Origin of the sequence: Micromonospora halotolerans (assembly GCF_032108445.1) — a bacterium.
GTDB lineage: Bacteria > Actinomycetota > Actinomycetes > Mycobacteriales > Micromonosporaceae > Micromonospora > Micromonospora halotolerans.
Map to the genome: position 1 here is coordinate 3,108,657 of NZ_CP134876.1, position 20,386 is coordinate 3,129,042.

The window sequence follows — 20,386 nt, forward strand, 5'->3', positions numbered from 1 at the left end:
GGTCGACGGAAGGACCCTCACGTGCCCAGGAACAGGCTCACCAGCCGGCCCGTCCGCCGTTCGCTGGTCGCCCTGCTCGCCGCGACGGCCCTGCTGTTGGGCGCCGGTCCCGCCCCGGCCGGGGCGGCCGCCGCCGCGCCCACTCCGAGCGCCCCGGACGAGGGCGGCAGCAAGCAGCTCCGCGAGGCACTGGAGGCGGCGGCGAAGGGCCACATCGACGCCAAGAACCGGCTCGACAACTCCAAGCGGCGGCAGGTCGCGCTGGCCAACCAGCTCAAGCAGGTCGAGGGGCGCCTGGTCGAGCTGTCCGCGCAGGTCGGCGAGGTGGCCGCGCAGTCCTACCGGCTGGGCCGGTTGACCCCGGTGTCGATGCTGCTGGGCAGCTCCGACCCCGACGACTTCCTGAAGCGGGCCGCCGAGCTGGACGTGATGGCCCAGCGGGACAGCAAGCGCCTGCACGACCTCAACGAGGCGAAGGCCCAGGCCGCCGAGGCGAAGGTGGCCATCGACATCGAGGTGCGGGAGCAGCAGAAGCAGCTCGCCGTGCTGGCCAAGAAGAAGCGGGACGCCGAGGTGGCGCTCGCCAAGGTCAGCTCCGGCTCCGGCTCCGGCTTCGGCGGCACCTCGTCGTCGGCCAAGCCGGCGCCGCGCAACCCGGACGGCTCGTGGCCGTCGGAGTCCTGCTCGGTGAACGACCCGACGCCGGCCGACGGCTGCATCACCCCGCGCACCCTGCACATGCTCCAGCAGGCCAAGGCGGCCGGCTACAAGCGCTACGTCTCCTGCCACCGCAGCGGCGGGGGTGGCGAGCACCCGAAGGGCCGGGCCTGCGACTTCGCCGCCGCGACCGGCGGCTTCGAGGACAAGTCCGCCACCGGCGGCGACAAGGCGTACGGCGACAGCCTCGCCAGCTGGGCCAAGAACAACGCCAGCCGGCTCGGCATCATGTATGTCATCTGGTACCGGCAGATCTGGATGCCGAACACCGGCTGGCGGTCGTACAGCGGGGGCGGCAGTCCCGCCGCCGACCACACAAACCATGTTCATATCTCGATGTATTGACCCCTGCCGTGGGGAACGCTGCGTAGCATCGCCACGGTGAGCAGCACATCGTCCGACGTCGTCGCGGAGCCGGCGCCGAGCGCGCCGGTCCCGCCCCGGGCCCTGCCGAACGGGCTCGCCGCGTTCCTGGTCTTCCTCTCCAGCGGGGCCGTGCTGGTGCTGGAGACGGTCTCGCTCCGCCTGGTCGGCCCGTACGTCGGGGTGACCCTCCAGGTGACCAGCTCGGTGATCGGCATGGCCCTGGGCGCCATCGCGTACGGGGCGTGGATGGGCGGCTGGCTGGCCGACCGGCGGGACCCGCGCACCCTGCTCGCTCCGGCCCTGGTGCTGGCCGGCATCGCCACCGCGGTCACCCTGCCCGTCGTCCGGTACGCCGGTGAGGCGCTGCGCGGCGGCGCGGCGAGCGCGGTGCTGCTGCTGACCGCGCTGGCGGTGCTGCTGCCGGCGGCGTTGCTGGCCGGGGTCACGCCGCTCGTGGTGAAGCTCCAGCTCGCCGACCTGCGCCGCACCGGGCAGGTGGTCGGCCGGCTCTCCGGCATCGGCACCCTGGGCGGCATCACGGCCACCCTGGCCACCGGCTTCGTGCTGGTGGCGGCGCTGCCCAGCACGGTGATCGTGCTGGCGCTGGCCGGCGTGCTGGGGGTGACCGGGCTGGTGCTCGGGGCGTACCTGCGCCGGCAGGCGGGGGCGGCGCTGCCCGGTCCGGCCCGCGCCAGGGCCGCCCTGGGGGTGCTCGGCCTCGCCGCGGCCGGCCTCTCCGCGGTCGCCCCGAACCCGTGCGACGTGGAGACCGCCTACCACTGCGCCCGGGTCGAGGCGGACGGGCAGCGGGCCCAGGGGCGCACGCTCTACCTGAACTCCGCCGAGCACTCCTACGTGGACCTGGCCGACCCGACCCACCTGAAGTACGCGTACACCCAGTGGATCGGCCTGGTCGCGGACGTGGCGCGGCCGGCGAAGCAGCCGGTGGACGCGCTGCACCTGGGTGGCGGCGGCTTCACCATGCCGCGCTACCTGGCCGCGACCCGGCCGGGCAGCGACAACCTGGTCTTCGAGATCGACGGCGCCCTGGTCGAGCTGGACCGGCGGGAGCTGGGCGTGCGCACCGGGCCGCGGCTGCGCGCCCGGGTGGGGGACGCGCGGGTGCTGCTCGGCGCCGAGCCCACCGACAGCCGGGACCTCATCGTCGGCGACGCCTTTGGTCACCTGGTGGTGCCGTGGCACCTGGCCACCCGGGAGATGGCCGCCGACATCCGCCGGGTGCTCCGGCCGGACGGGATCTACGTGCAGAACGTCATCGACTACCCGCCGGACCGGTTCATCCGCGCCGAGCTGGCCACCGTGGCGGCCGAGTTCCGCAACGTGGCGCTGATCGCCCCGCCCGGCGCGATCGCCGGGCAGCACGGCGCGAACTTCCTCATCGTGGCCTCCGACGCGCCGCTGCCGCTGGCCGACGTCCCGGCGCGGCTGCGGCTGCTCACCGAGCCGGCGAAGCTGCTGGACGGGGGGAAGGTGGCCGAGTTCGTCGGGGACGCGCTGGTGCTCACCGACGACTACGCGCCGGTGGACCAGCTCCTCGCGACCGCCTGATCGGGTGACTTCGCTGACCGATTTCGACCCATGAGGTGTACGAGGGCCCACCTCGGGCAACTGGACCGACCATGGGTGCAGCGGTCAGGAACGGCGCGCAGCTGCTCGGCGAGCGGTACCGGCTGGTCGAGCAGCTCGGCGCGGGGGGCATGTCGGTCGTCTGGCGCGGCTACGACGAGGTGCTCGGACGGCAGGTGGCGATCAAGGTGCTGGCCTCGCGGCTGGCCAGTGACAAGGCGTTCCGGCACCGGATCCGGATCGAGGCGCAGGCCGCCGCGCGGCTCTGCCACCCCAACATCACCAACGTGTACGACTACGGGGAGTCCGAGCAGGTCGGGCTGACCGTCCCGTACGTGGTGATGGAGTTGGTCGACGGCGGCCCGCTGAGCAGCCGGCTCGGCCGGGGCGGGCAGCTGCCCTGGCGGGAGGCGCTGACGATCGGCGCGGAGGTGGCGTCCGCGCTGGCCACCGCGCACGCCCGGGGCGTGGTGCACCGCGACGTGACCCCCGGCAACGTCATGCTCACCTCGACCGGGGTGAAGGTCGTCGACTTCGGCATCTCGGCGCTGGTGGGGGAGAGCGAGAAGGGCCCGGACGGGGCGCTGCTCGGCACGCCCGCCTACCTGGCGCCGGAGCGGCTGGACAACGGCCACGTCTCCCCGGCCACCGACGTCTACGCGGTCGGCCTGCTGCTCTACCGGATGCTCACCGGCCGGCTGCCCTGGCAGGCCAGCACCACCACGCAGATGCTCCGCGCCCACATGTACAACGAGCCGGACCCGATGCCGCCCGTGGTGGGACTTCCCGACGAGGTCGCCGAGCTGGTCCGGCGCTGCCTGGCGAAGCGTCCGGAGGACCGCCCGGCCACGTCCGAGGTGGCCCGTACGCTCGCCGAGGCCGCCGGGATCGCGGCGATCGTGCCGGTCTCCCCGGCGCTCGGCCAGTTCGACCCGACGCTCATGGAGAACGCGGGCACCACCATCCTGCCGTGGTCGGCGGCGACCGACGCGCTGCCCTTCTCGGCGATCCGCACGAAGACCCGCCGGGCCGCGGCCCGCCGGCGCAAGGTGGAGGCCGGGGTGGCCGCGGCCGGCCTGATCGCGGTGACCGCCGCGCTGTGGGGGGTCACCTCGAAGAGCCCGGCCAGCGGCGGGGTGGAGCCGACCGAGGCCCGGATGGGCCTGCCCGAGCCGGCCCCCTGCGCGGTCGACTACGTGCTGCGCCGCGACTCCGGCAAGGACTTCACCGCGGACCTGACCCTCACCAACACGGGTAGCCGCGAGCTGCGGGACTGGACCATGAGCTTCACCTTCCCGGGCAGGCAGACGGTCGGCGCGGCCCAGCCCGCGGTACGCCAGCAGGGCAAGACCGTGCTGGTGCAGGCCCCGGCAACCGACGCCGCGCTGGCGCCGGGCGCCTCGAAGAAGGTCTCGCTGACGGGCAGCTACACCGGGGGCAACCCACTGCCGGTGGAGTTCAAGGTCGGCGAAAGCACCTGCGGCGTGCAGGTGTCCGGCGTCGCCGGGTCCGCGCCGAGCACGGCGCCGCCGCCCACCAGGGCGCCGGCGGCCAAGGCACCGGCGAAGGCGCCGGCGGCCAAGGCACCGGCGAAGGCGCCCGCGAAGTCCGCCGCGAAGGGCAAGCCCGGCAAGGGCAAGGAGGACGGCAAGGGAAAAGGCAGGTAGACCGGCCGAAGGGGGGCGGGCACGGCGGCAAGGCCAAGAAGAAGTGACGGTCAGGTCAGCCCGGCGAACTGCTGCACCCGATCGATCGGGCCCTCCACGATGAGGACGCTCTCCGGTTCGAGGACGGTGTCCGGGTCCGCGTAGCGGAACGGCTCGCCGGCGGGTTTCGCGCCGACCACCATCACCCCGTACCGGTCGATCGGGGTCAGCTCGCGCAGCGACCGGCCGACCAGCGACGGGGGCACCCGAACCTTGGCGATCGCGAAGTTGTGGCCGAACTCCATGAAGTCGAGCATCCGGCTGACGATGAGGTGCGCCACCCGGTCCCCGGTCTCCGCTTCGGGAAAGATGACGTGGTGCACGCCCACCGAGTGCAGGATCTTCGCGTGCTTCTCCGAGGTGGCCCGCGCCCAGATCTGCGGAATGGCCAGCTCGGTCAGGGCCAGCACGGTGAGCACGCTCGCCTCGACCGACGCGCCGATGGCGACCACCACCCGGCGGAAGTCCGCGACCCCCAGTTGGCGCAGCACGTTCTCCTCGGTGGTGTCCGCCTGCACCACCCGGTCGAGCCGGGACGCCCAGCGCTGCACCCGGTCCTGCTGGTGGTCGATGGCGAGTACGTCGTGGTCGAGTTGCAGCAGCGAGCCGGCCAGTCGGGAGCCGAAGCGGCCCAGGCCGATCACCACGACGCTGCTGTCGTCCGTCTTCCTAGCCGACAACGGGTTGCTCCTCCGGGTAGCGGTACAGGTGTCGCCGGGTGTTCAACGCGATCGCCGACCCGAGGGTGAGCGGGCCGACCCGGCCGATGAACATGAGCACGATGAGCACGTACTTGCCGGGCTGCGACAGCTCCGGGGCGAGGCCGGTGGAGAGACCCGTGGTGCTGAACGCCGAGGTCACCTCGAACAGCGCCGCGAAGTTGCGCAGGTTGTCGGTGAACACGATCAGCAGGATCGTGCCGAGGACCACCAGCGCCACGCTGAGCAGCGACACGGTGAGCGCCTGGCGTTGGCTGGCCGTGGCCACCCGCCGCCCGCCCACCGCCACGTCCGGCTCGCCGCGCAGCTCGGCCCAGATCACGAAGGCGAGCAGGAAGAACGTCGAGACCTTGATGCCGCCCGCGGTGCTGGCGCTGCCGCCGCCGATGAACATGAGCACGATCAGCAGCGGGTAGCTCTCCTCGGCGAGCCGGTCGGTGTTGATCACGTCGAAACCGCCGGTGCGGCTCAGCGCGATCTGGGCGAACGACGCCAGCGCCTTGCCCGGCGCGTCGTAGGTGCCGATGGTGGCCGGGTTGGTCCACTCGGCGAGCAGCAGGTACAGGAAGCCCGACCCGATCAGCACGACGGTGCCCCAGATGGTCAGCTTGGTGGCGACCGCCCAGCGGCGCGGCCGCCGCCAGAGCCGGGCGGCCTCGAACAGCGCCGGGAAGCCGAGGCCGCCGACGATCGCGCCGAGACTCAGCGGAAGCGCGACCCACGGGTCGCGGGAGAAGGCGACCAGGCCGTCGGAGTAGAGGGTGAAGCCGCCGTTGTTGAACGCCTGGACGGCGTGGAAGCTGGCGTACCAGAGCGCCCGGCCCGGGGAATAGTCGTAGACCAGCCAGAGCCGTCCGGTGATCACCACCGTCATCAGAGCCTCGGTGACGAGGACCGTGGCGACGATCCGGACCAGAAGCCAGCTCACGTCGCCGAGGCGGAACTCGGCGGTCTCGGCCTGCACGAGCAGCCGGTTGCGCAGGCCGAGCTGCCGGGAGACCACCAGGATCACCAGCGCCGCGACGGTCAGGATGCCCAGGCCGCCGAGCTGGGTGAGCACCGTGATCATGACCAGGCCGAAGTGGTTCCAGTAGTTCGGCGTGTCGTTGACGGCGAGGCCGGTGACCGAGACCGCCGAGGTCGAGGTGAACAGCGCCGTGACGAACGGGGTGTAGCGGCTCTCGCTGGTGGCCCAGGGCAGCATCAGCAGGCCGGCGCCGAGCAGGATCACCGCCAGGAACCCGAACGGCACCAGCCGTACGGGGTTCCGGAACAGGCGACGCACCAGGTCATCTTCCGTCCGGAGATTCACCGGAAGGTCAGGAACCGACCAACTGGACTCTGACCGGGTCCGCGCCGGGGCGGCTCGGGGCCCCGGGGCGGCGCCTGCCTGAGGCGGGGTGCCCGGCTGGCTGCTGGCGGACGGGCGACGGTGGTCAGCGCTGAGCACGGCCTCGTGCCGGAGCACCAGCTCGTCGCGACGACGGCCCGGGATGTTCGTGTGGGCCGCTACGAACATGATGACGTGGATGGATCGGATGTCTCGGTGACACGTGACTCTGACCGTGTCGTCGTGGGTGCCTCGATAGCGGCTCGTGAGTTACTGCCCGGGTCGCTCGTCCACGTAGATGCCGCGTCCCGGCTGGCCGGTGATCAGCCACGTCAGCTCCAACAGGTCGCGAGTGCCCTGCCGTCCGTCCTCGGTGAGAATCCGGGACCTTTCCATCGTCCGGGCGATTCATGTCCGCTATGCGTAACATGCCCTATTAATGGTCGTTTCGTCCCGTGTCAAGGATCCACGATACGGGGGACGTACATGAGAATGACCTCTGCGCCGAACAGGCGAGCGAGCATCGGAGTGCGGTTGGCCGCCTTCGGGTTGCTGACCGGCGCCCTGGTGCTCGGCGGCACGCCGGCCCTGGCCGCCCAGACGATCAGCATCGATCCGTTGGACGTACCGAAGAGGGCGGCGGACGCGTCCCAGTTCTGCTATCCGGGCGGCGGGCCCTTCCCGAACGAAGAGACGTGGGTGTTCGACCTGTCCGGCGACCCGCAGACCAGCGGCGTCTTCCAGTCGCTGTCGACGACGTTCAGGACGTCCGGCGGCACCGTGACGCGGCCGATCCCCGGCACGCCGAACAGTGAGATCGTCGACTTCGAGGGCGTGAGCCGAGCCTTCATCCGGCTGCCGGCCGGCTGGACGCTCACCGGCGCCACCGCGGTGATCTCGGGGACGGCGGAGAAATTCGTCCTCGCCCACACCTGCGCCGCCTCCGGGGCCCCGGGGAATCCAGGAGATCCAGGTGACCCCGGGGATCCGGGGGACCCCGGCGACCCCGGCGACCCGGGCGACCCCGGCGACCCGGGCGACCCGGGATACCCCGGGGATCCGGGCGACCCGGGGTATCCCGGGAACCCGGGACACCCCGGCGATCCCGGATACCCGGGAGGTCAGCAGCAGGTCAGCCTGTCGATCGACAAGAAGGCCCGGGTCGAGTCGGACTGCCGCGAGCGGTGTGAGAACGACGGCTTCGCGGCCGAGGGCGACAAGATCTTCTACACCTACCGGGTCGCCAACACCGGAACCGTGAGAATCACCGACGTCTCGGTCGACGACCCGACCGCCGGGTACGTGACCTGCAACAACACCAGCCTCGCCCCGGGCACCAGCACGGACTGCCACGCCGTCCATCCCCACGAGGTCGACTGGCGTGACGTCAAGGAGGGCAAGGTGGTGAACACCGCCCGGGCCAGCGGTCGGTACCGCTACCGGACCGTGGTCTCCGACCCGGTCACCGTCACTATCTGCATCCGGGACGGCAAGTACGACCACCGCAAGGACGACAAGGACTGGCAGGGCGGCAAGGACGGGGAAGACTGGCAGAAGGGCAAGGACGGCAAACTGCCGGTGACCGGCACGAGTTCCGTCCAGACGGCCTCGCTGGGTGGCGGCCTGCTGGCCGCCGGCGGTCTCCTGGTCGGCCTGAGCCGGCTGCGGCGGAGGATGCGCGTCACCGCCTGACCCGTACCTCCGAAGCGCTCCGGGCACCGCACGCGGTGTCCGGAGCGTTCCGTGTTTCGGGCGGCTTCGATGGCGGGGCGCGACACAGTGGCGTCCCGCGCGGTGGTGGCGGCGGCCACCGGGACCGGAGGAGTGATCCGCCGGCCCGGGGTGCTTGTAACGGCCGGCCACCCCACCTGCGTTACTTGTGTGTTTCGGCCACATAGCCCGTGCGTGACGTCACTTCTAGCGTGAGCCGACAACTGACACTTCCCCCTGTCCCCACCTGGAGTCGCAATGACGATCCGGCACACGCGACGGGTGTTCCTTTCCGCCGCCACGGTGATGGCGGCCGCGCTCGCGGCCACGGCCTGTGGCAGCCCGCAGGACACCGCCTCCGGCGGCGGCGACGCCGCACCGGTCAAGGTCGGCCTGGTGTATTCCCAGTCCGGGCCGCTGGCCAGCTACGGCAAGCAGTACATCGAGGGCTTCAAGGCCGGCCTCGACTTCGCCACGAAGGGCACCGGCAAGGTCGGCGACCGGAAGGTCGAGCTGACCGAGGTCGACGACGCGGGCGACCCAGCCAAGGCGGTCTCCGCGGCCAAGGACCTCATCGGCAAGGGCACGAAGATCATCGCCGGGTCCACCTCGTCCGGCGTGGCCCTCCAGGTCGCCCCGATCGCGGCGCAGAACAAGGTGCTGTTCATCTCCGGACCGGCCGCCACCGACGCGGTGACCGGCGCGAACAAGTACACCTTCCGCTCGGGCCGGCAGTCGTACCAGGACGTGGTGACCGCCAAGTCGTTCATCGGCGACGCCGCCGGCAAGAAGGTGGTCGTCTTCGCCCAGGACGGCGCCTTCGGTGACGCCAACGAGGCCGCCGTCAAGGCCGTCATCGGCGGTGCCGGCGCGACCGTGAGCAGCGTGCGGGCCCCGGCCAGCGCGACCGAGTTCACCCCGTTCGCCAGCCAGATCAAGGCCGCCAAGCCGGACCTGCTCTTCGTCGCCTGGGCCGGCACCACCGCCCCGGCCATGTGGCAGACCCTCGACCAGCAGGGCGTGCTCTCCTCCACCACGGTCGTCACCGGCCTGGACATCCGCGCCTCCTGGCCCACCTTCGGGGCGGCCGGCAGCAAGATCTCCTTCCTGTCGCACTACTTCGACGGGGCCAGCGACACCGAGGCCGCCAAGGCCGCCAAGGCGAAGATCCCCGGCGGCACGCTCGACCTGTTCCACCCGGACGGCTTCGCGGCCGCCCAGATGGTCGTCCGCGCCGTGCAGGAGGGTGGCGACGACGTGGACAAGATGGTCAAGGCGCTGGAGGGCTGGCAGTTCGACGGCGTCAAGGGCAAGATGACCATTCGCGCCGAGGACCACGCGCTGCTCCAGCCGATGTACCAGGCGAAGCTCTCCGGCAGCGGCACCGCCTTCACGGCGTCCGCGCAGAAGACCCTGACCGGTGACGAGAGCGCGCCGCCGGTCGCGCAGATGAAGGGCTGACCCAGTGCTCGCCACCCGCGGTCTGACCTGGCGGATCGGTGAGGTCGCCATCGTCGACTCCGTCTACCTCGACCTCGCACCGGGGGAGTTCCTCGGCGTGATCGGGCCGAACGGCGCCGGCAAGACCTCCCTGTTCAACCTGATCACCGGCCTGCGCCGGCCCACCGAGGGGCGGATCCTGCTGGACGGGGCGGACGTCACCGAACTCCCCCCGCACCGGCGGGCCCGCCTCGGTCTGGGGCGTACCTTCCAGGCGTCCTCGGTCTTCGGGTCGCTGACGGTGCGGGAGAACGTCCGGCTCGCCGTACAGGCGCACCGGGGTGGCTCGATGAAGCTGTGGCGGCGGGCGGCGGCCGACCGGGAGGTGGCCGCCGCCGCCGACGCGGCGCTCGACCGGGTGGGCCTGGCCCACCGGGGTACGGCGCTGGCCGGCACCCTGGCCCACGGCGAGAAGCGCAAGCTGGAGATCGCCCTGCTGCTCGCCGGTGAGCCCCGGGTGATGCTGCTGGACGAGCCGATGGCCGGGGTGAGCGCCGAGGACGTGCCCGAGCTGGTCCGCGTGATCAAGTCGCTGACCGGCGACAGCGGCCGGTCGGTGCTCATGGTGGAGCACCACATGGACGTGATCCTGGAGCTGGCCGACCGGATCGCCGTGATGCACCACGGCGCGCTGCTGGCCTGCGACACCCCGGACACGGTGATGGCGAACGCCACCGTGCAGGAGGCGTACCTGGGGGAGTCGCTGTGAGCGCGAGGAGTGAGCCGGGTCTGCGAGCCCCGCAGTCGCGAACGGAGGCAGCGCTGTGACCGAACCGGTCCTGAGCGTCGAGAACCTGTCGGTGCGGATCGCCGGGCTGCACATCCTCCAGGGCGTGTCGTTCGAGGTCGCCCCGACCGGGGTGACCGTGCTGCTCGGCCGCAACGGCGTCGGCAAGACCACCACGCTGCGCGCGATCGTCGGGCTCACCCCGCGCAACGGGGAGGTGCGCGGCACCGTCCGGATGGGGGCGCAGAGCCTGCTGGCCCGCCCCACCCACCGGCTGGTCCGCGGCGGGCTCGGCTACGTGCCCGAGGACCGCTGCGTCTTCGCCGGACTCACCGTCACGGAGAACCTGCGGCTGGCCGAGCGGCGGGGCACCACCCCGGCGTACGACAAGGTCTACGCCCTGTTCCCCGAGCTGGACCGGCGCGGGCGGCAACGGGCCGGCTCGCTCTCCGGCGGGCAGCAGCAGATGCTCGCGATCGGCCGGGTCCTGCTCAACGACAACCGGCTGCTGCTGGTCGACGAGCCGACCAAGGGGTTGGCGCCGAAGGTGGTGACCGAGGTGGCCGAGGTGCTGGAACGGGTCGCGGAATCCGTGCCGGTGCTGCTGGTCGAGCAGAACCTGGCCGTGGTGCGGCGGCTGGCGCGCGACGCCGTGGTGCTCTCCGCCGGCAAGGTCGCCTGGACCGGCAACGCGCAGGACCTGCTGCTGGAGACCGCGCTGACCAGGTCGCTGCTGGGCGTGGGCGCGGAGGTGAAGGCGTGAGCACGGTGATCCTGTTGACGCTGACCGGGCTGGGCCTGGCGGCGCTCTACTTCCTGGTCGCCTCCGGCCTCTCCCTGGTCTTCGGCCTGGCCGACGTGCTCAACTTCGCGCACGGCCTCTTCCTGGGCGTCGGGGCGTACGCGACGTGGTGGGCGGCGGGCAACCTGCCCGGGGCCGGCGCGGACGGCCTCGGGTTCCTGGTGGCCGTCGCGTTCGGCGTGCTCGCCGGGTCGGCCGTGGCCGTGCTGGTCGAGCTGGTGCTGATCCGGCCGCTCTACTCCCGCACCATCGAGCAGGTGCTGGTCACCGTCGGCCTGTCGCTGGCCGGGGTGGCGCTGCTCCAGGCCACCTGGGGCGCCGACGCGCGGCCGTTCCCGCGCCCCGGCTGGACCCGGGACGTGACCTCGGTGCTGGGCGCCCAGGTGCCGAACGCCGGGCTCCTGCTGATCGTCGCCGCCGCGGTGGTGCTCGGCGCGCTGCTCGCGTTCCTGCGGTTCACCCGGTACGGCCTGATCATCCGGGCCGGTGTGGAGAACCGGGAGATGGTGACCGCGCTCGGCATCGACGTGCGCAAGGCGTTCACCCTGGTCTTCGCGATCGGCGGGGCGGCCGCCGCGCTGGCCGGCGCGCTCGGCTCGGTCTACTTCGGCACCGTCTCGCCCGGGCAGGGCGGCTCACTGCTGATCTTCGCGTTCATCGTGGTGGTGATCGGCGGCATGGGCTCGGTGGTCGGGTCCGCGTACGCGGCGGTCGCGGTGGGGCTGCTGCAACAGTTCGTCAACTACTACGGCACGTCCGGGCTGGGTGACCTCTGCGTGGTCGGCCTGCTCGCCGTGGTGCTGCTGCTGCGTCCGCAGGGCCTGGCCGGAAAGGTGGCTCACGCATGACCGAGGTCAAGAGCGCCGAGGTGGCGGCGCCGCCCGCCGCAGTGCCCGACGAGCTGACCCCCGGCCACGCCCGCTGGCACGGCCTGCGCCCGTACGCGCCGCTGGTCGCCCTCGTGGTGGCGGCGATCCTGCCGTACTCCACGGTGAACCTGCCGGGCATCTTCGAGGGGCCGCTGAACTCGCCGGGCACCCTGCAACTGCTCGCCATCTGCCTGGTCTTCGGCGGCCTGGCGGCCGGCTACGACCTGCTGTTCGGGCGGACCGGCATGCTCTCCTTCGGGCACGCCCTCTACTTCGCCGCCGGCGTCTACGGCACCGACGTGCTGGTGACCCGGGCCGGTCTGCCGCTCTGGCAGGCCGCGCTGCTGACCGTCACCGGCGGGACGATCCTCGCCGCGCTGCTCGGCGCGGTCGCCCTGCGCACGGTCGGCATCGCGTTCGCCATGGTGACGCTCGCCTTCGCGCAGGTCGGGGCGATCCTGGTGGCCCGGGACTTCGGCGGGCTCACCGGCGGCGAGGAGGGGTTGCCGCTGGACGTCTCCGGGCTGCCGGCCGCCCTGGTCGGGGTCACCAACACGGTGAACCTGTACTGGCTGGCGCTGGCGTACCTGGCTCTGGTGGTCCTCGTCGTGCACCGGGTGAGCGGATCGCCGACCGGGCGGGTGCTGGCCGGCCTGCGCGACGACGAGCGGCGGATCGGGGTGCTCGGGCTCGACCCGTACCGGTTCAAGCTGGTCGCGTTCACCCTGGCCAGCGGCCTGGCGACGGCCGGCGGGGTGGTCTACTGCCTGATCGTCGGCGGCGCCAGCCCGCACGTCACCTCGTCGGAGCTGACCCTGTCCCTGCTGGTCATGGTGGTGCTCGGCGGTCCCGGCACCCGCTGGGGCCCGGTGCTCGGCGGCATCCTCTACATGTACCTGGACCACCGCCTCACCGCCTTCGGCACCAGCGACGCGGTCAACAGCCTCCCGGCGTTCCTCAGCCACCCGCTGAGCCAGCCGCTGTTCGTCCTGGGCACGGTGTTCATCCTGGCGGTGTACTTCTTCCCCGGCGGCCTGGCCAGCCTCCGCACCCGCCTGCAACCCGTCCTGACGTCGCTCCGCCGCCGCTGACCCCCGCCCCTCTCCCCGTTGATCAAGGAGTTCGCGTCACGATCCCGCCGTAGGATGACGCAAACTTCTTGATCAACGGGGAGGGGTCATGGGGGAGAGCAGGCTGGCCGTCGTCAGTGGGGGTGGGACCGGGATCGGGGCCGCCGTCGCCCGGGGGCTCGTTCTCGACGGGTACGACGTGATGATCGTCGGGCGGCGGCTCGATGTGCTGCTCGGTGCCGCCGAACGGATCTCGGAGGAGTCCGGGCGGGCGGGTGCCGTTACCGCGGTGGCCGCTGATCTGACCGATCCGGCGCAGGTTTCGGCGGTCGTCGAGGCCGTCGGGGAGCGGACCGTCGACGCGCTGGTCAACAACGCCGGGGGCTATCTCGGCGGGGCGACCGGGACGCTCGACGAGGTGGCGGGCTGGTGGCGGGCCAACCTGGACGCCAACGTGCTCACGGCGGTGCTCCTCACCGAAGCGCTGCTGCCCGCCCTGCGCCGGCCCGGCGGCCGGGTGGTGCTGCTCAGTTCCATCGCCGCCCAGCGGGGCGGTGGCGGGCCGTACTCGGCGGCGAAGGCCGCCCTGCACGGCTGGGCGTACGACCTGGCCGCGCAGCTCGGTCCGGAACAGATCACGGTCAACGTGGTCAGCCCCGGGTACGTGGCCGAGACCGAGTTCTTCGGCGACCGGATGACCCCGGAGGGGCACGCCAAGCGGGTGGCCGCCACCCTGGTCGGCCGGGCCGGCGTGCCGGACGACATCGCGGCGGCCGTCCGCTACCTGGTCGGCCCGTCCGCCGGCTACGTCACCGGGCAGGTGCTCGGCGTCAACGGCGGCTCCGTCCTCGGCCGCTGAGCCCGCACAGACGCGGAAGGGCGGCGGCCCCCCGTGCGGCCGCCGCCCCCTTTCCGCGTCGCGGGTCAGCCTTCCAGCACCTCGTACGCCGAGGCGGGCGCCTTCTGCACCTCGTCACCGGCGGGCGCGGTGAGCTTCGGTGCCTTGCCGAAGTCGTAGTAGCGGGTGACCAGCTTCATGGCCTTCTGCTTGCCGGCGGCCGGGATGTCCAGCGTGAGCGAGGCGAGGTTGCCGTCCGGGCCGACCACGGCGGTGAACGGCACCTTCTTCGCCGCCTCACCCAGGGCCACCACGTCCACCCCGTCGAACGCGCTCTGCACGTCGGCGTTGGCGGTCAGGTCGGCAGCGCCGGTGTACGTCCCGTTGCCCTTGTCCGTCACCGTGTCCGCCGTCCGGATGATCGCGGCGGTGTTCGCCGGGTCGGCGTTCTGGTAGACCGGCGCCTCCGTCTCGTCGTCGAGCTTGGTCCGGTCCAGCGCCATCCAGCGCTTCGGCAGCTTCAGCATGTCGTGCAGGCCGGGGATGCCCGTCAGCTTCACCCGCATCCACAGGTCCTCGTCGATCACCCGGAACGTCATGGCCATGGTGAACTCCGGATCGTCGCTCTTCTCCGTCATCCCCAGATCCATGGCGTGGGCGGCCGGGTCCACCACACCGACGACCTTGTCCGTGCCGTCAAGGGTGGAGAACCGGAAGGCCGGGTCCTTCTCGTCCGGCACGGCGGCCAGCAGCGCGGCCTTCGGGTCGGCCGACGGGGACGGGGCCGGGTCGGATCCGGTGCTCGCGCCGGTGCCGCACCCCGCGGCCAGTGCGGTGGTGGCCAGCACGGCGGTCGCGAGGGCCGCGACCCGCCGGAAGGTGGCGGCGGTGCCGGTACGCTGCGTCATCTCGTTTGACTCACTTTCCCAGGTGGCTGTTGCCCCTGGATCAGACCGGCCGTCACGGCCGTCCCGCTGCGGTTATGCTGCCGTCCGACTGCCGTGGGCCGGCGCGGCGGGGCGACCGGGGGTACAGGAGCGGAAACTCGCATGTCAGAGGCGTTGCGCTTCGAGATCCTCGGCCCGCAACGGGCCTGGTACGCGGACCGCCCGCTCGACCTCGGCCCCGGCAAGCAGCGGGCCGTGCTGGCCGTGCTGCTGCTCGCCGCGGGCCGTCCCGTCCCGACCGGGCAGATCGTCGACGCGGTCTGGCCCGAGGAGCCCCCGGCGAACGGCCCGAACGTGGTGCAGAAGTATGTGGCCGGGCTGCGCCGGGTGCTTGAACCCGACCGGTCGCCGCGCACGCCGGGGCAGGTGCTGACCCTCACCGACGCCGGCTACCTGCTGCGGATCCCACCCGAGGCCGTTGACGCCGTCCGCTTCGAGCGCGGCGTGCACCGGGCCCGCCAGTGGCACGCGGCCGGGCGTACCGAGGACGCGCTCGCCGAGGTGACCGCCGTCCTGGAGCGGTGGCAGGGGGAGCCGTTCACGGGGTTCGCCGGCCCGTACTTCGACGCGGCCCGGCACCGGCTGGTGGAGCTGCGGGCCGTCGCCCTGGAGACGCGTACCGAGCTGGAGCTGGCCGGGGGCCGGCACGGCGAGCTGGTCGGCCGGCTCGTCGAGCTGGTGGCCGAGTTCCCGGTCCGGGAGCGGCTGCGCCACCAGCTCATGCTGGCCCTGCACCGCAGCGGCCGGCAGGCCGAGGCGCTGGCCGCCTACCGTGACTTCGCCGACCTGCTCCGCGAGGAGTACGGCATCGAGCCCGGCGAGGCCCTCCAGGGCCTGCACCAGCGCATCCTCCGCGCCGACCCCACCCTCCTCCCGCCGTCGACGCCCGCCGCCCCGGCCCCGACGACCGCCCCGCCCACGCCGCCCGCCGCCCAGTCGGCCCCGACGGCCGCGCCGCCCGCGCCGCCCGCGGTCCCGCTGGCGCCGCCCGCCGCCCAGTCGGCCACGGCCCCGGCGGCCGCCCCTCCCGCGCCGTCCGCGCCGGAGGCCGTGCCGGCTCCCCGGGCCGGTGGCGCCCCCGATGCCGGGGGGCCGGGCCTGCCGGACGGGTCGCCGGCCGCCGCGCCGGGAGCGGCTGCCGTCGGGACGGTGCCCACCGCCTCGACCCGGGACGCTCCTGGACCCGCCCCCGCTCCCACCCCGACCCCGCCGGCCCCGCCGGGCTGGGGTGGCGCCGGGCCGGCAGCCCCGATCCCGCACGCCCTCCTGGTCGCCATGAACCAGCCGGCCGAGGGACCGGTGGCACGCCGGGCGCCAGGATGGGTCCGGCTCGCCGCGACCGTCGTCGGCACCGCCGGCGCGCTGCTGTCGTTCGGCGCGCTCACCTGGGCGGTGGTCCTCGGGTACGCGCTGTGGCGGCGCAGCTGGCGGCTGGCGCTGGCCGGACTCGGTTACTTCCTGCTCGTCCTCAGCGTGTTCGTCCTCGCGGTCACCACGCCCGAGAACGAGGAGCCGACCGACGGCGAGACGCTCTACTTCGTCATCGCGATGGGCATCTGCTGGCTGCTCGGCGCGGCACACGTGGTGTTGCTCAACCCCGCGCTCTGGGCGGCCATCGGCGAGCTGTTCTGGACCGGCCGGCAGCGCACCGACGAGCAGCGGCGGTTGCGCCGCGAGCAGGCCCGCTACCTGCTGCACCACTACCCGGCGGCCCGGGCGGAGCTGCGCATCGGCCGTCCGGACCTGCCCCGCGGCTACGACGACGGCGGCCTGGTGGACGTCAACGCGGTGCCCGATCCGGTGCTGGCGACGCTGCCCGGGCTGACCGTCGACCAGCGCCGCCAGATCGCGGTCGACCGCTGGCTGCGCGGCCCGTACGGGTCGCTGGAGGAACTGGCCGGGCGGTGCCACCTGCCGCCCGGCGCGACCGAACCGCTCCGGGACGTGCTGCTCTTCCTGCCGCCCGACCCGCCGCCCGTCCGGCCCTCGGCACTCGGGTCCCCGCCGGTCGCCTGGTAGAAATGCCGGATGGGTCAGGATCGGATGGCCGTCCGGGAGCGCGCCGAGGCGGTGCTGCGGCGGCTGGCGGGTGAGCACGCCCGGCTCCGCGAGGACCAGTGGCGGGCCATCGAGGCGCTGGTGGTCGACCGGCGGCGGGTGCTCTGCGTGCAGCGCACCGGCTGGGGCAAGTCGGCCGTCTACTTCGTGGCCACCGCGCTGCTGCGCGAGGGCGGCGAGCACGGCCCCACGGTGATCGTCTCGCCGCTGCTGGCGCTCATGCGCAACCAGGTCGAGTCGGCGGCGCGGGCCGGCATCCGGGCCCGCACCATCAACTCGGCCAACCTCGACGAGTGGGACGAGATCACCGCCGAGATCCACGCCGGGGCGGTGGACGTGCTGCTCATCAGCCCGGAACGCCTCAACAACCCGGACTTCCGGGACGGGGTGCTGCCGAAGCTCGCGGCCACCACCGGGCTGCTCGTGGTGGACGAGGCGCACTGCGTCTCCGACTGGGGGCACGACTTCCGCCCCGACTACCGCCGGCTGCGCACCTTCCTCGCCAACCTGCCCGAGCGGACCCCGGTGCTCGCCACCACGGCCACCGCCAACGCCCGGGTCACCCAGGACGTCGCGGAGCAGCTCGGCGATGCTCTCGTGCTGCGCGGCACCCTCGACCGGGAGTCGCTGCGGCTCGGGGTACTGGATCTGCCGAGCCCGGCGCACCGGCTGGCCTGGCTCGCCGACCACCTGGACCGACTCCCCGGCTCGGGGATCATCTACACGCTCACCGTGGCGGCGGCCGGCGAGACCGCCGAGTTCCTCCGCGCCCGGGGCTGGTCGGTGGCCGCCTACACGGGCCAGGCCGAGGACGCCGACCGGCGGGCCGCCGAGCAGGACCTGCTGGACAACAAGATCAAGGCGCTGGTGGCCACGAGCGCGCTCGGCATGGGCTTCGACAAGCCGGACCTCGGTTTCGTGGTGCACCTGGGCGCGCCGCCCTCGCCGATCGCCTACTACCAGCAGGTCGGCCGGGCCGGCCGGGCCGTCGAGCACGCCGAGGTGTTGCTGCTCCCCGGGGTCGAGGACGCGGCCATCTGGCGGTACTTCGCCTCGCTCGCCTTCCCGCCCGAGGAGCAGGTCCGGGCCGTGCTCGCCGCCCTGGACACCGAACGGCCGATCTCCACCCAGGCCCTCGAACCGGTGGTCGACCTGCGCCGCGCCCGGCTGGAGCTGATGCTCAAGGTGCTCGACGTGGACGGCGCGGTCCGCCGGGTGCGCGGCGGCTGGCTGGCCACCGGCGAGCCCTGGGTCTACGACGAGACCCGGTTGCGCCGCGTCGCCGAAGCGCGCACCGCCGAGCAGCAGGCCATGCGGGAGTACGCGACCACGCCCGGCTGCCGGATGCGCTACCTGCGGGAGTGCCTGGACGACGCGGGGGCGGGGGACTGCGGCCGGTGCGACAACTGCGCCGCCCCGCTGTTCGGCACGGACGTGTCCGACGCCGCGCTCACCGCCGCGCAGACCTTCCTGGGCCGCCCCGGCGTGGAGATCGCGCCGAAGAAGCTCTGGCCCACCGGGTTGGAGGCGGTCGGCGTACCCCTGAAGGGGCGCATCGCCCCGGCGGAGCAGGCGCTGCCCGGGCGAGCCGTGGGACGCCTGTCCGACCTGGGCTGGGGCGGGCGGCTGCGCGGCCTGGTCGGGCCGGACGCGGCGGACGGCCCGGTCCCCGACGACGTGGCGGCCGCGGTGGTCGAGGTGCTGAAGGCGTGGGCGCACGGCGACGACCCGTGGCCGCGCCGCCCCGTCGGGGTGGTCGCGGTCGGCTCCCGCACCCGGCCGCTGCTGGTCGGCTCGCTCGCCGAGCGGATCGCCGCGGTGGGCCGGCTGCCGCTGCTCGGCCGGGTCGTCCCCACCGGCCCGTCCGGGCCCGGCGGGCCGCGCGGCAACAGCGCCCAGCGGGTACGCGCGCTGCACGACGCCTTCGCGGTGCCCGCCGACCTGGCCGACGCGCTGCCCGGGCTGGACGGGCCGGTGCTGCTCGTCGACGACCTGGTCGACTCGGGCTGGACCATGAGCATGGTGGCCCGCCTGCTGCGCCGGGCCGGCGCGCCCGACGTGCTGCCGCTGGCCCTCGCGGTGGCCGGCTGAACCGTCGCTTGCCGGGTCCGGAAAGTTCCGGCCGGTCCGGGAATGCGAGCGCCGCCACCGTCGGCGGACCACCGGCGGGCCGGGGGCCCGACGGCGGTACCGTGGGCGCATGACCGAGCAGCGACCCGTCGTCCAGACGTACTCCGTGGCCGGGATGACCTGCGAACACTGCGTCCGTGCGGTCACCGAGGAGCTGTCCGCCCTGCCGGGGGTCGAGGAGGTCCGGATCGACCTCGCCGCGGGCACGGCCACGGTCACCAGCGCCGCCCCGCTGCGCATCGATTCCGTCCGCGCCGCCGTCGACGAGGCGGGTTACGAGCTGGCCTCCGGCGTTGCCTGAGTCACCGCCCCTCGCCGGCCCCGACACGCCGGCCACCGACGCGTCGGTCACCGACGGGCCGGTCGCCGGTGCGCCGGCGGCCGGCGGGCCCGTCGAGGTGGACCGGTCGACGCTGCGGCTCGCCCTGGTGGTGGGCGGGCTGGTGCTCGCCGTGCTGCTCGGCTTCGGTCTCGGCCGGCTCAACCCACCGACGAACCCGACCCGCACCGGGGCGGCGGCGGTGGCCGCGGAGCACAGCCAGGCCCCCGGCACCGGGGCGCACTCGCACGGCGGGGCCACCGTCACCCAGGGCGGCGACGCCGACGCGGCCGGACTGTCGATCAGCTCGGCCGGCTACACGCTCGCCCCGTCGAGCGTGGAGTTCGCCCCGGGCCGGGCGGGTGAGCTGCGGTTCCAGATCAAGGACGAGCGGCGGCGGGCGGTCACCCGGTTCGCCGTCGTGCACGACAAGCCGATGCACCTCATCGTGGTGCGCCGCGACCTCACCGGTTACCAGCACCTGCACCCGACGATGGCCGCCGACGGCACCTGGTCGGTGCCGCTGACGCTGGCCGAGCCGGGCGCCTGGCGGGCGTACGCGGACTTCACCGCCGTCGCCGACGACGGCCGGCAGACCGCCGTGATCCTCGGCGCCGACCTGGCCGTGCCCGGCGGCTACGCGCCCCGGCCGCTGCCCGCCCCGGCGACGTCGACCACGGTCGACGGGTTCACGGTCGGCTACGCGGGCACCCCGGCCGTGGGGCAGTCGGTGCCGCTGCGGTTCCGGGTCACCGGGTCCGGCGGCGCGGCCGCGCCGCTGCAGCCCTACCTCGGCGCGTACGGCCACCTGGTCGCGCTCCGCGAGGGTGACCTCGGCTACCTGCACGTGCACCCCGAGCCGGTGCGGGACGGCGACGCGGTGACCTTCTGGCTGACCGCGCCCGGGCCGGGCCGCTACCGGATGTTCCTCGACTTCCAGGTCGGCGGCGTGGTGCGCACGGCCGCGTTCACCGTGACGGTGGCCTGAGCG

The 20,386-nt window shown here is 73.5% G+C and carries 17 protein-coding genes; 14 read left to right on the plus strand and 3 right to left on the minus strand.

Annotated features, from left to right (window positions below):
• Positions 1-21: 21 nt before the first annotated feature.
• From RMN56_RS14830 to RMN56_RS14840, 3 genes are all read left to right on the plus strand, one after another.
• Positions 22-1,062, plus strand: coding sequence for a coiled-coil domain-containing protein (locus RMN56_RS14830; protein WP_313724346.1), 1,041 nt, complete (start codon positions 22-24; stop codon positions 1,060-1,062).
• Between the two features lie 36 nt (positions 1,063-1,098).
• Positions 1,099-2,652, plus strand: a complete 1,554-nt coding sequence (locus tag RMN56_RS14835; RefSeq protein ID WP_313724347.1) for a fused MFS/spermidine synthase — start codon at positions 1,099-1,101, stop codon at positions 2,650-2,652.
• A gap of 71 nt (positions 2,653-2,723) precedes the next feature.
• Positions 2,724-4,337 carry a serine/threonine-protein kinase gene (locus RMN56_RS14840; RefSeq protein ID WP_313724348.1) on the plus strand — a complete coding sequence of 538 codons (1,614 nt, stop codon included), beginning with the start codon at positions 2,724-2,726 and terminating at the stop codon, positions 4,335-4,337.
• Positions 4,338-4,387: 50 nt separating this feature from the next.
• Here the strand turns inward: RMN56_RS14840 and RMN56_RS14845 are convergent, their stop codons facing one another.
• Positions 4,388-5,056: a potassium channel family protein gene (locus RMN56_RS14845; RefSeq protein ID WP_313724349.1), complete on the minus strand. Its 669-nt coding sequence runs from the start codon at positions 5,054-5,056 to the stop codon at positions 4,388-4,390.
• Complete coding sequence (locus RMN56_RS14850; RefSeq protein ID WP_313724350.1) at positions 5,046-6,380, minus strand: TrkH family potassium uptake protein; 1,335 nt, start codon at positions 6,378-6,380, stop codon at positions 5,046-5,048. The genes RMN56_RS14845 and RMN56_RS14850 overlap by 11 nt, the downstream gene beginning before the upstream one ends.
• Positions 6,381-6,911: 531 nt before the next feature.
• On the opposite strand from RMN56_RS14850, the gene RMN56_RS14855 reads away from it, so the two are divergent.
• The 7 genes from RMN56_RS14855 (at position 6,912) to RMN56_RS14885 (ending at position 13,962) form a co-directional block, all read left to right on the plus strand.
• Positions 6,912-8,117 carry a CLIPPER-2 domain-containing protein gene (locus tag RMN56_RS14855; RefSeq protein WP_313724351.1) on the plus strand — a complete coding sequence of 402 codons (1,206 nt, stop codon included), beginning with the start codon at positions 6,912-6,914 and terminating at the stop codon, positions 8,115-8,117.
• Between the two features lie 276 nt (positions 8,118-8,393).
• On the plus strand, positions 8,394-9,596 hold the full coding sequence (locus RMN56_RS14860; RefSeq protein ID WP_262282977.1) for a substrate-binding domain-containing protein: 1,203 nt from the start codon (positions 8,394-8,396) through the stop codon (positions 9,594-9,596).
• Positions 9,597-9,600: 4 nt separating this feature from the next.
• Complete coding sequence (locus tag RMN56_RS14865; protein ID WP_313724352.1) at positions 9,601-10,344, plus strand: ABC transporter ATP-binding protein; 744 nt, start codon at positions 9,601-9,603, stop codon at positions 10,342-10,344.
• 55 nt (positions 10,345-10,399) lie between these two features.
• Entirely contained in the window at positions 10,400-11,125 is a 726-nt protein-coding gene (locus RMN56_RS14870; protein ID WP_313724353.1) for an ABC transporter ATP-binding protein, read from the plus strand.
• Positions 11,122-12,012: a branched-chain amino acid ABC transporter permease gene (locus tag RMN56_RS14875; RefSeq protein WP_313724354.1), complete on the plus strand. Its 891-nt coding sequence runs from the start codon at positions 11,122-11,124 to the stop codon at positions 12,010-12,012. The genes RMN56_RS14870 and RMN56_RS14875 overlap by 4 nt, the downstream gene beginning before the upstream one ends.
• The gene (locus tag RMN56_RS14880; RefSeq protein ID WP_313724355.1) at positions 12,009-13,124 is read left to right on the plus strand and encodes a branched-chain amino acid ABC transporter permease; all 1,116 of its coding nucleotides are present in this window, start codon (positions 12,009-12,011) and stop codon (positions 13,122-13,124) included. The genes RMN56_RS14875 and RMN56_RS14880 overlap by 4 nt, the downstream gene beginning before the upstream one ends.
• An 88-nt stretch (positions 13,125-13,212) precedes the next feature.
• Positions 13,213-13,962: an SDR family NAD(P)-dependent oxidoreductase gene (locus RMN56_RS14885; RefSeq protein ID WP_313724356.1), complete on the plus strand. Its 750-nt coding sequence runs from the start codon at positions 13,213-13,215 to the stop codon at positions 13,960-13,962.
• A 65-nt stretch (positions 13,963-14,027) separates the two neighbouring features.
• On the opposite strand, the gene RMN56_RS14890 is transcribed toward RMN56_RS14885, so the two are convergent.
• Complete coding sequence (locus RMN56_RS14890) at positions 14,028-14,849, minus strand: hypothetical protein (RefSeq protein ID WP_313724357.1); 822 nt, start codon at positions 14,847-14,849, stop codon at positions 14,028-14,030.
• A 141-nt stretch (positions 14,850-14,990) separates the two neighbouring features.
• Here RMN56_RS14890 and RMN56_RS14895 point away from each other — a divergent pair, with 141 nt between their 5' ends.
• From RMN56_RS14895 to RMN56_RS14910, 4 genes are all read left to right on the plus strand, one after another.
• Positions 14,991-16,907 (plus strand): AfsR/SARP family transcriptional regulator, encoded by a 1,917-nt coding sequence (locus RMN56_RS14895; protein ID WP_313724358.1) that lies wholly within the window; start codon positions 14,991-14,993, stop codon positions 16,905-16,907.
• Positions 16,908-16,916: 9 nt separating this feature from the next.
• Positions 16,917-19,037, plus strand: coding sequence for a RecQ family ATP-dependent DNA helicase (locus RMN56_RS14900; protein ID WP_313724359.1), 2,121 nt, complete (start codon positions 16,917-16,919; stop codon positions 19,035-19,037).
• 109 nt (positions 19,038-19,146) lie between these two features.
• The gene (locus tag RMN56_RS14905) at positions 19,147-19,377 is read left to right on the plus strand and encodes a heavy-metal-associated domain-containing protein (RefSeq protein WP_313724360.1); all 231 of its coding nucleotides are present in this window, start codon (positions 19,147-19,149) and stop codon (positions 19,375-19,377) included.
• Positions 19,370-20,383 (plus strand): DUF8832 domain-containing protein, encoded by a 1,014-nt coding sequence (locus RMN56_RS14910; RefSeq protein WP_376787298.1) that lies wholly within the window; start codon positions 19,370-19,372, stop codon positions 20,381-20,383. Before RMN56_RS14905 ends, RMN56_RS14910 begins: the two co-directional genes overlap by 8 nt.
• Positions 20,384-20,386 lie beyond the last annotated feature (3 nt).

Coding starts and splice junctions, on each gene's coding strand:
- RMN56_RS14840 (WP_313724348.1), top strand. CDS start 2,724: ATGGGTGCAGCGGTCAGGAACGGCGCGCAGCTGCTCGGCGAGCGGTAC.
- RMN56_RS14905 (WP_313724360.1), top strand. CDS start 19,147: ATGACCGAGCAGCGACCCGTCGTCCAGACGTACTCCGTGGCCGGGATG.
- RMN56_RS14895 (WP_313724358.1), top strand. CDS start 14,991: ATGTCAGAGGCGTTGCGCTTCGAGATCCTCGGCCCGCAACGGGCCTGG.
- RMN56_RS14900 (WP_313724359.1), top strand. CDS start 16,917: ATGGGTCAGGATCGGATGGCCGTCCGGGAGCGCGCCGAGGCGGTGCTG.
- RMN56_RS14880 (WP_313724355.1), top strand. CDS start 12,009: ATGACCGAGGTCAAGAGCGCCGAGGTGGCGGCGCCGCCCGCCGCAGTG.
- RMN56_RS14885 (WP_313724356.1), top strand. CDS start 13,213: ATGGGGGAGAGCAGGCTGGCCGTCGTCAGTGGGGGTGGGACCGGGATC.
- RMN56_RS14890 (WP_313724357.1), bottom strand. CDS start 14,849: ATGACGCAGCGTACCGGCACCGCCGCCACCTTCCGGCGGGTCGCGGCC.
- RMN56_RS14860 (WP_262282977.1), top strand. CDS start 8,394: ATGACGATCCGGCACACGCGACGGGTGTTCCTTTCCGCCGCCACGGTG.
- RMN56_RS14855 (WP_313724351.1), top strand. CDS start 6,912: ATGAGAATGACCTCTGCGCCGAACAGGCGAGCGAGCATCGGAGTGCGG.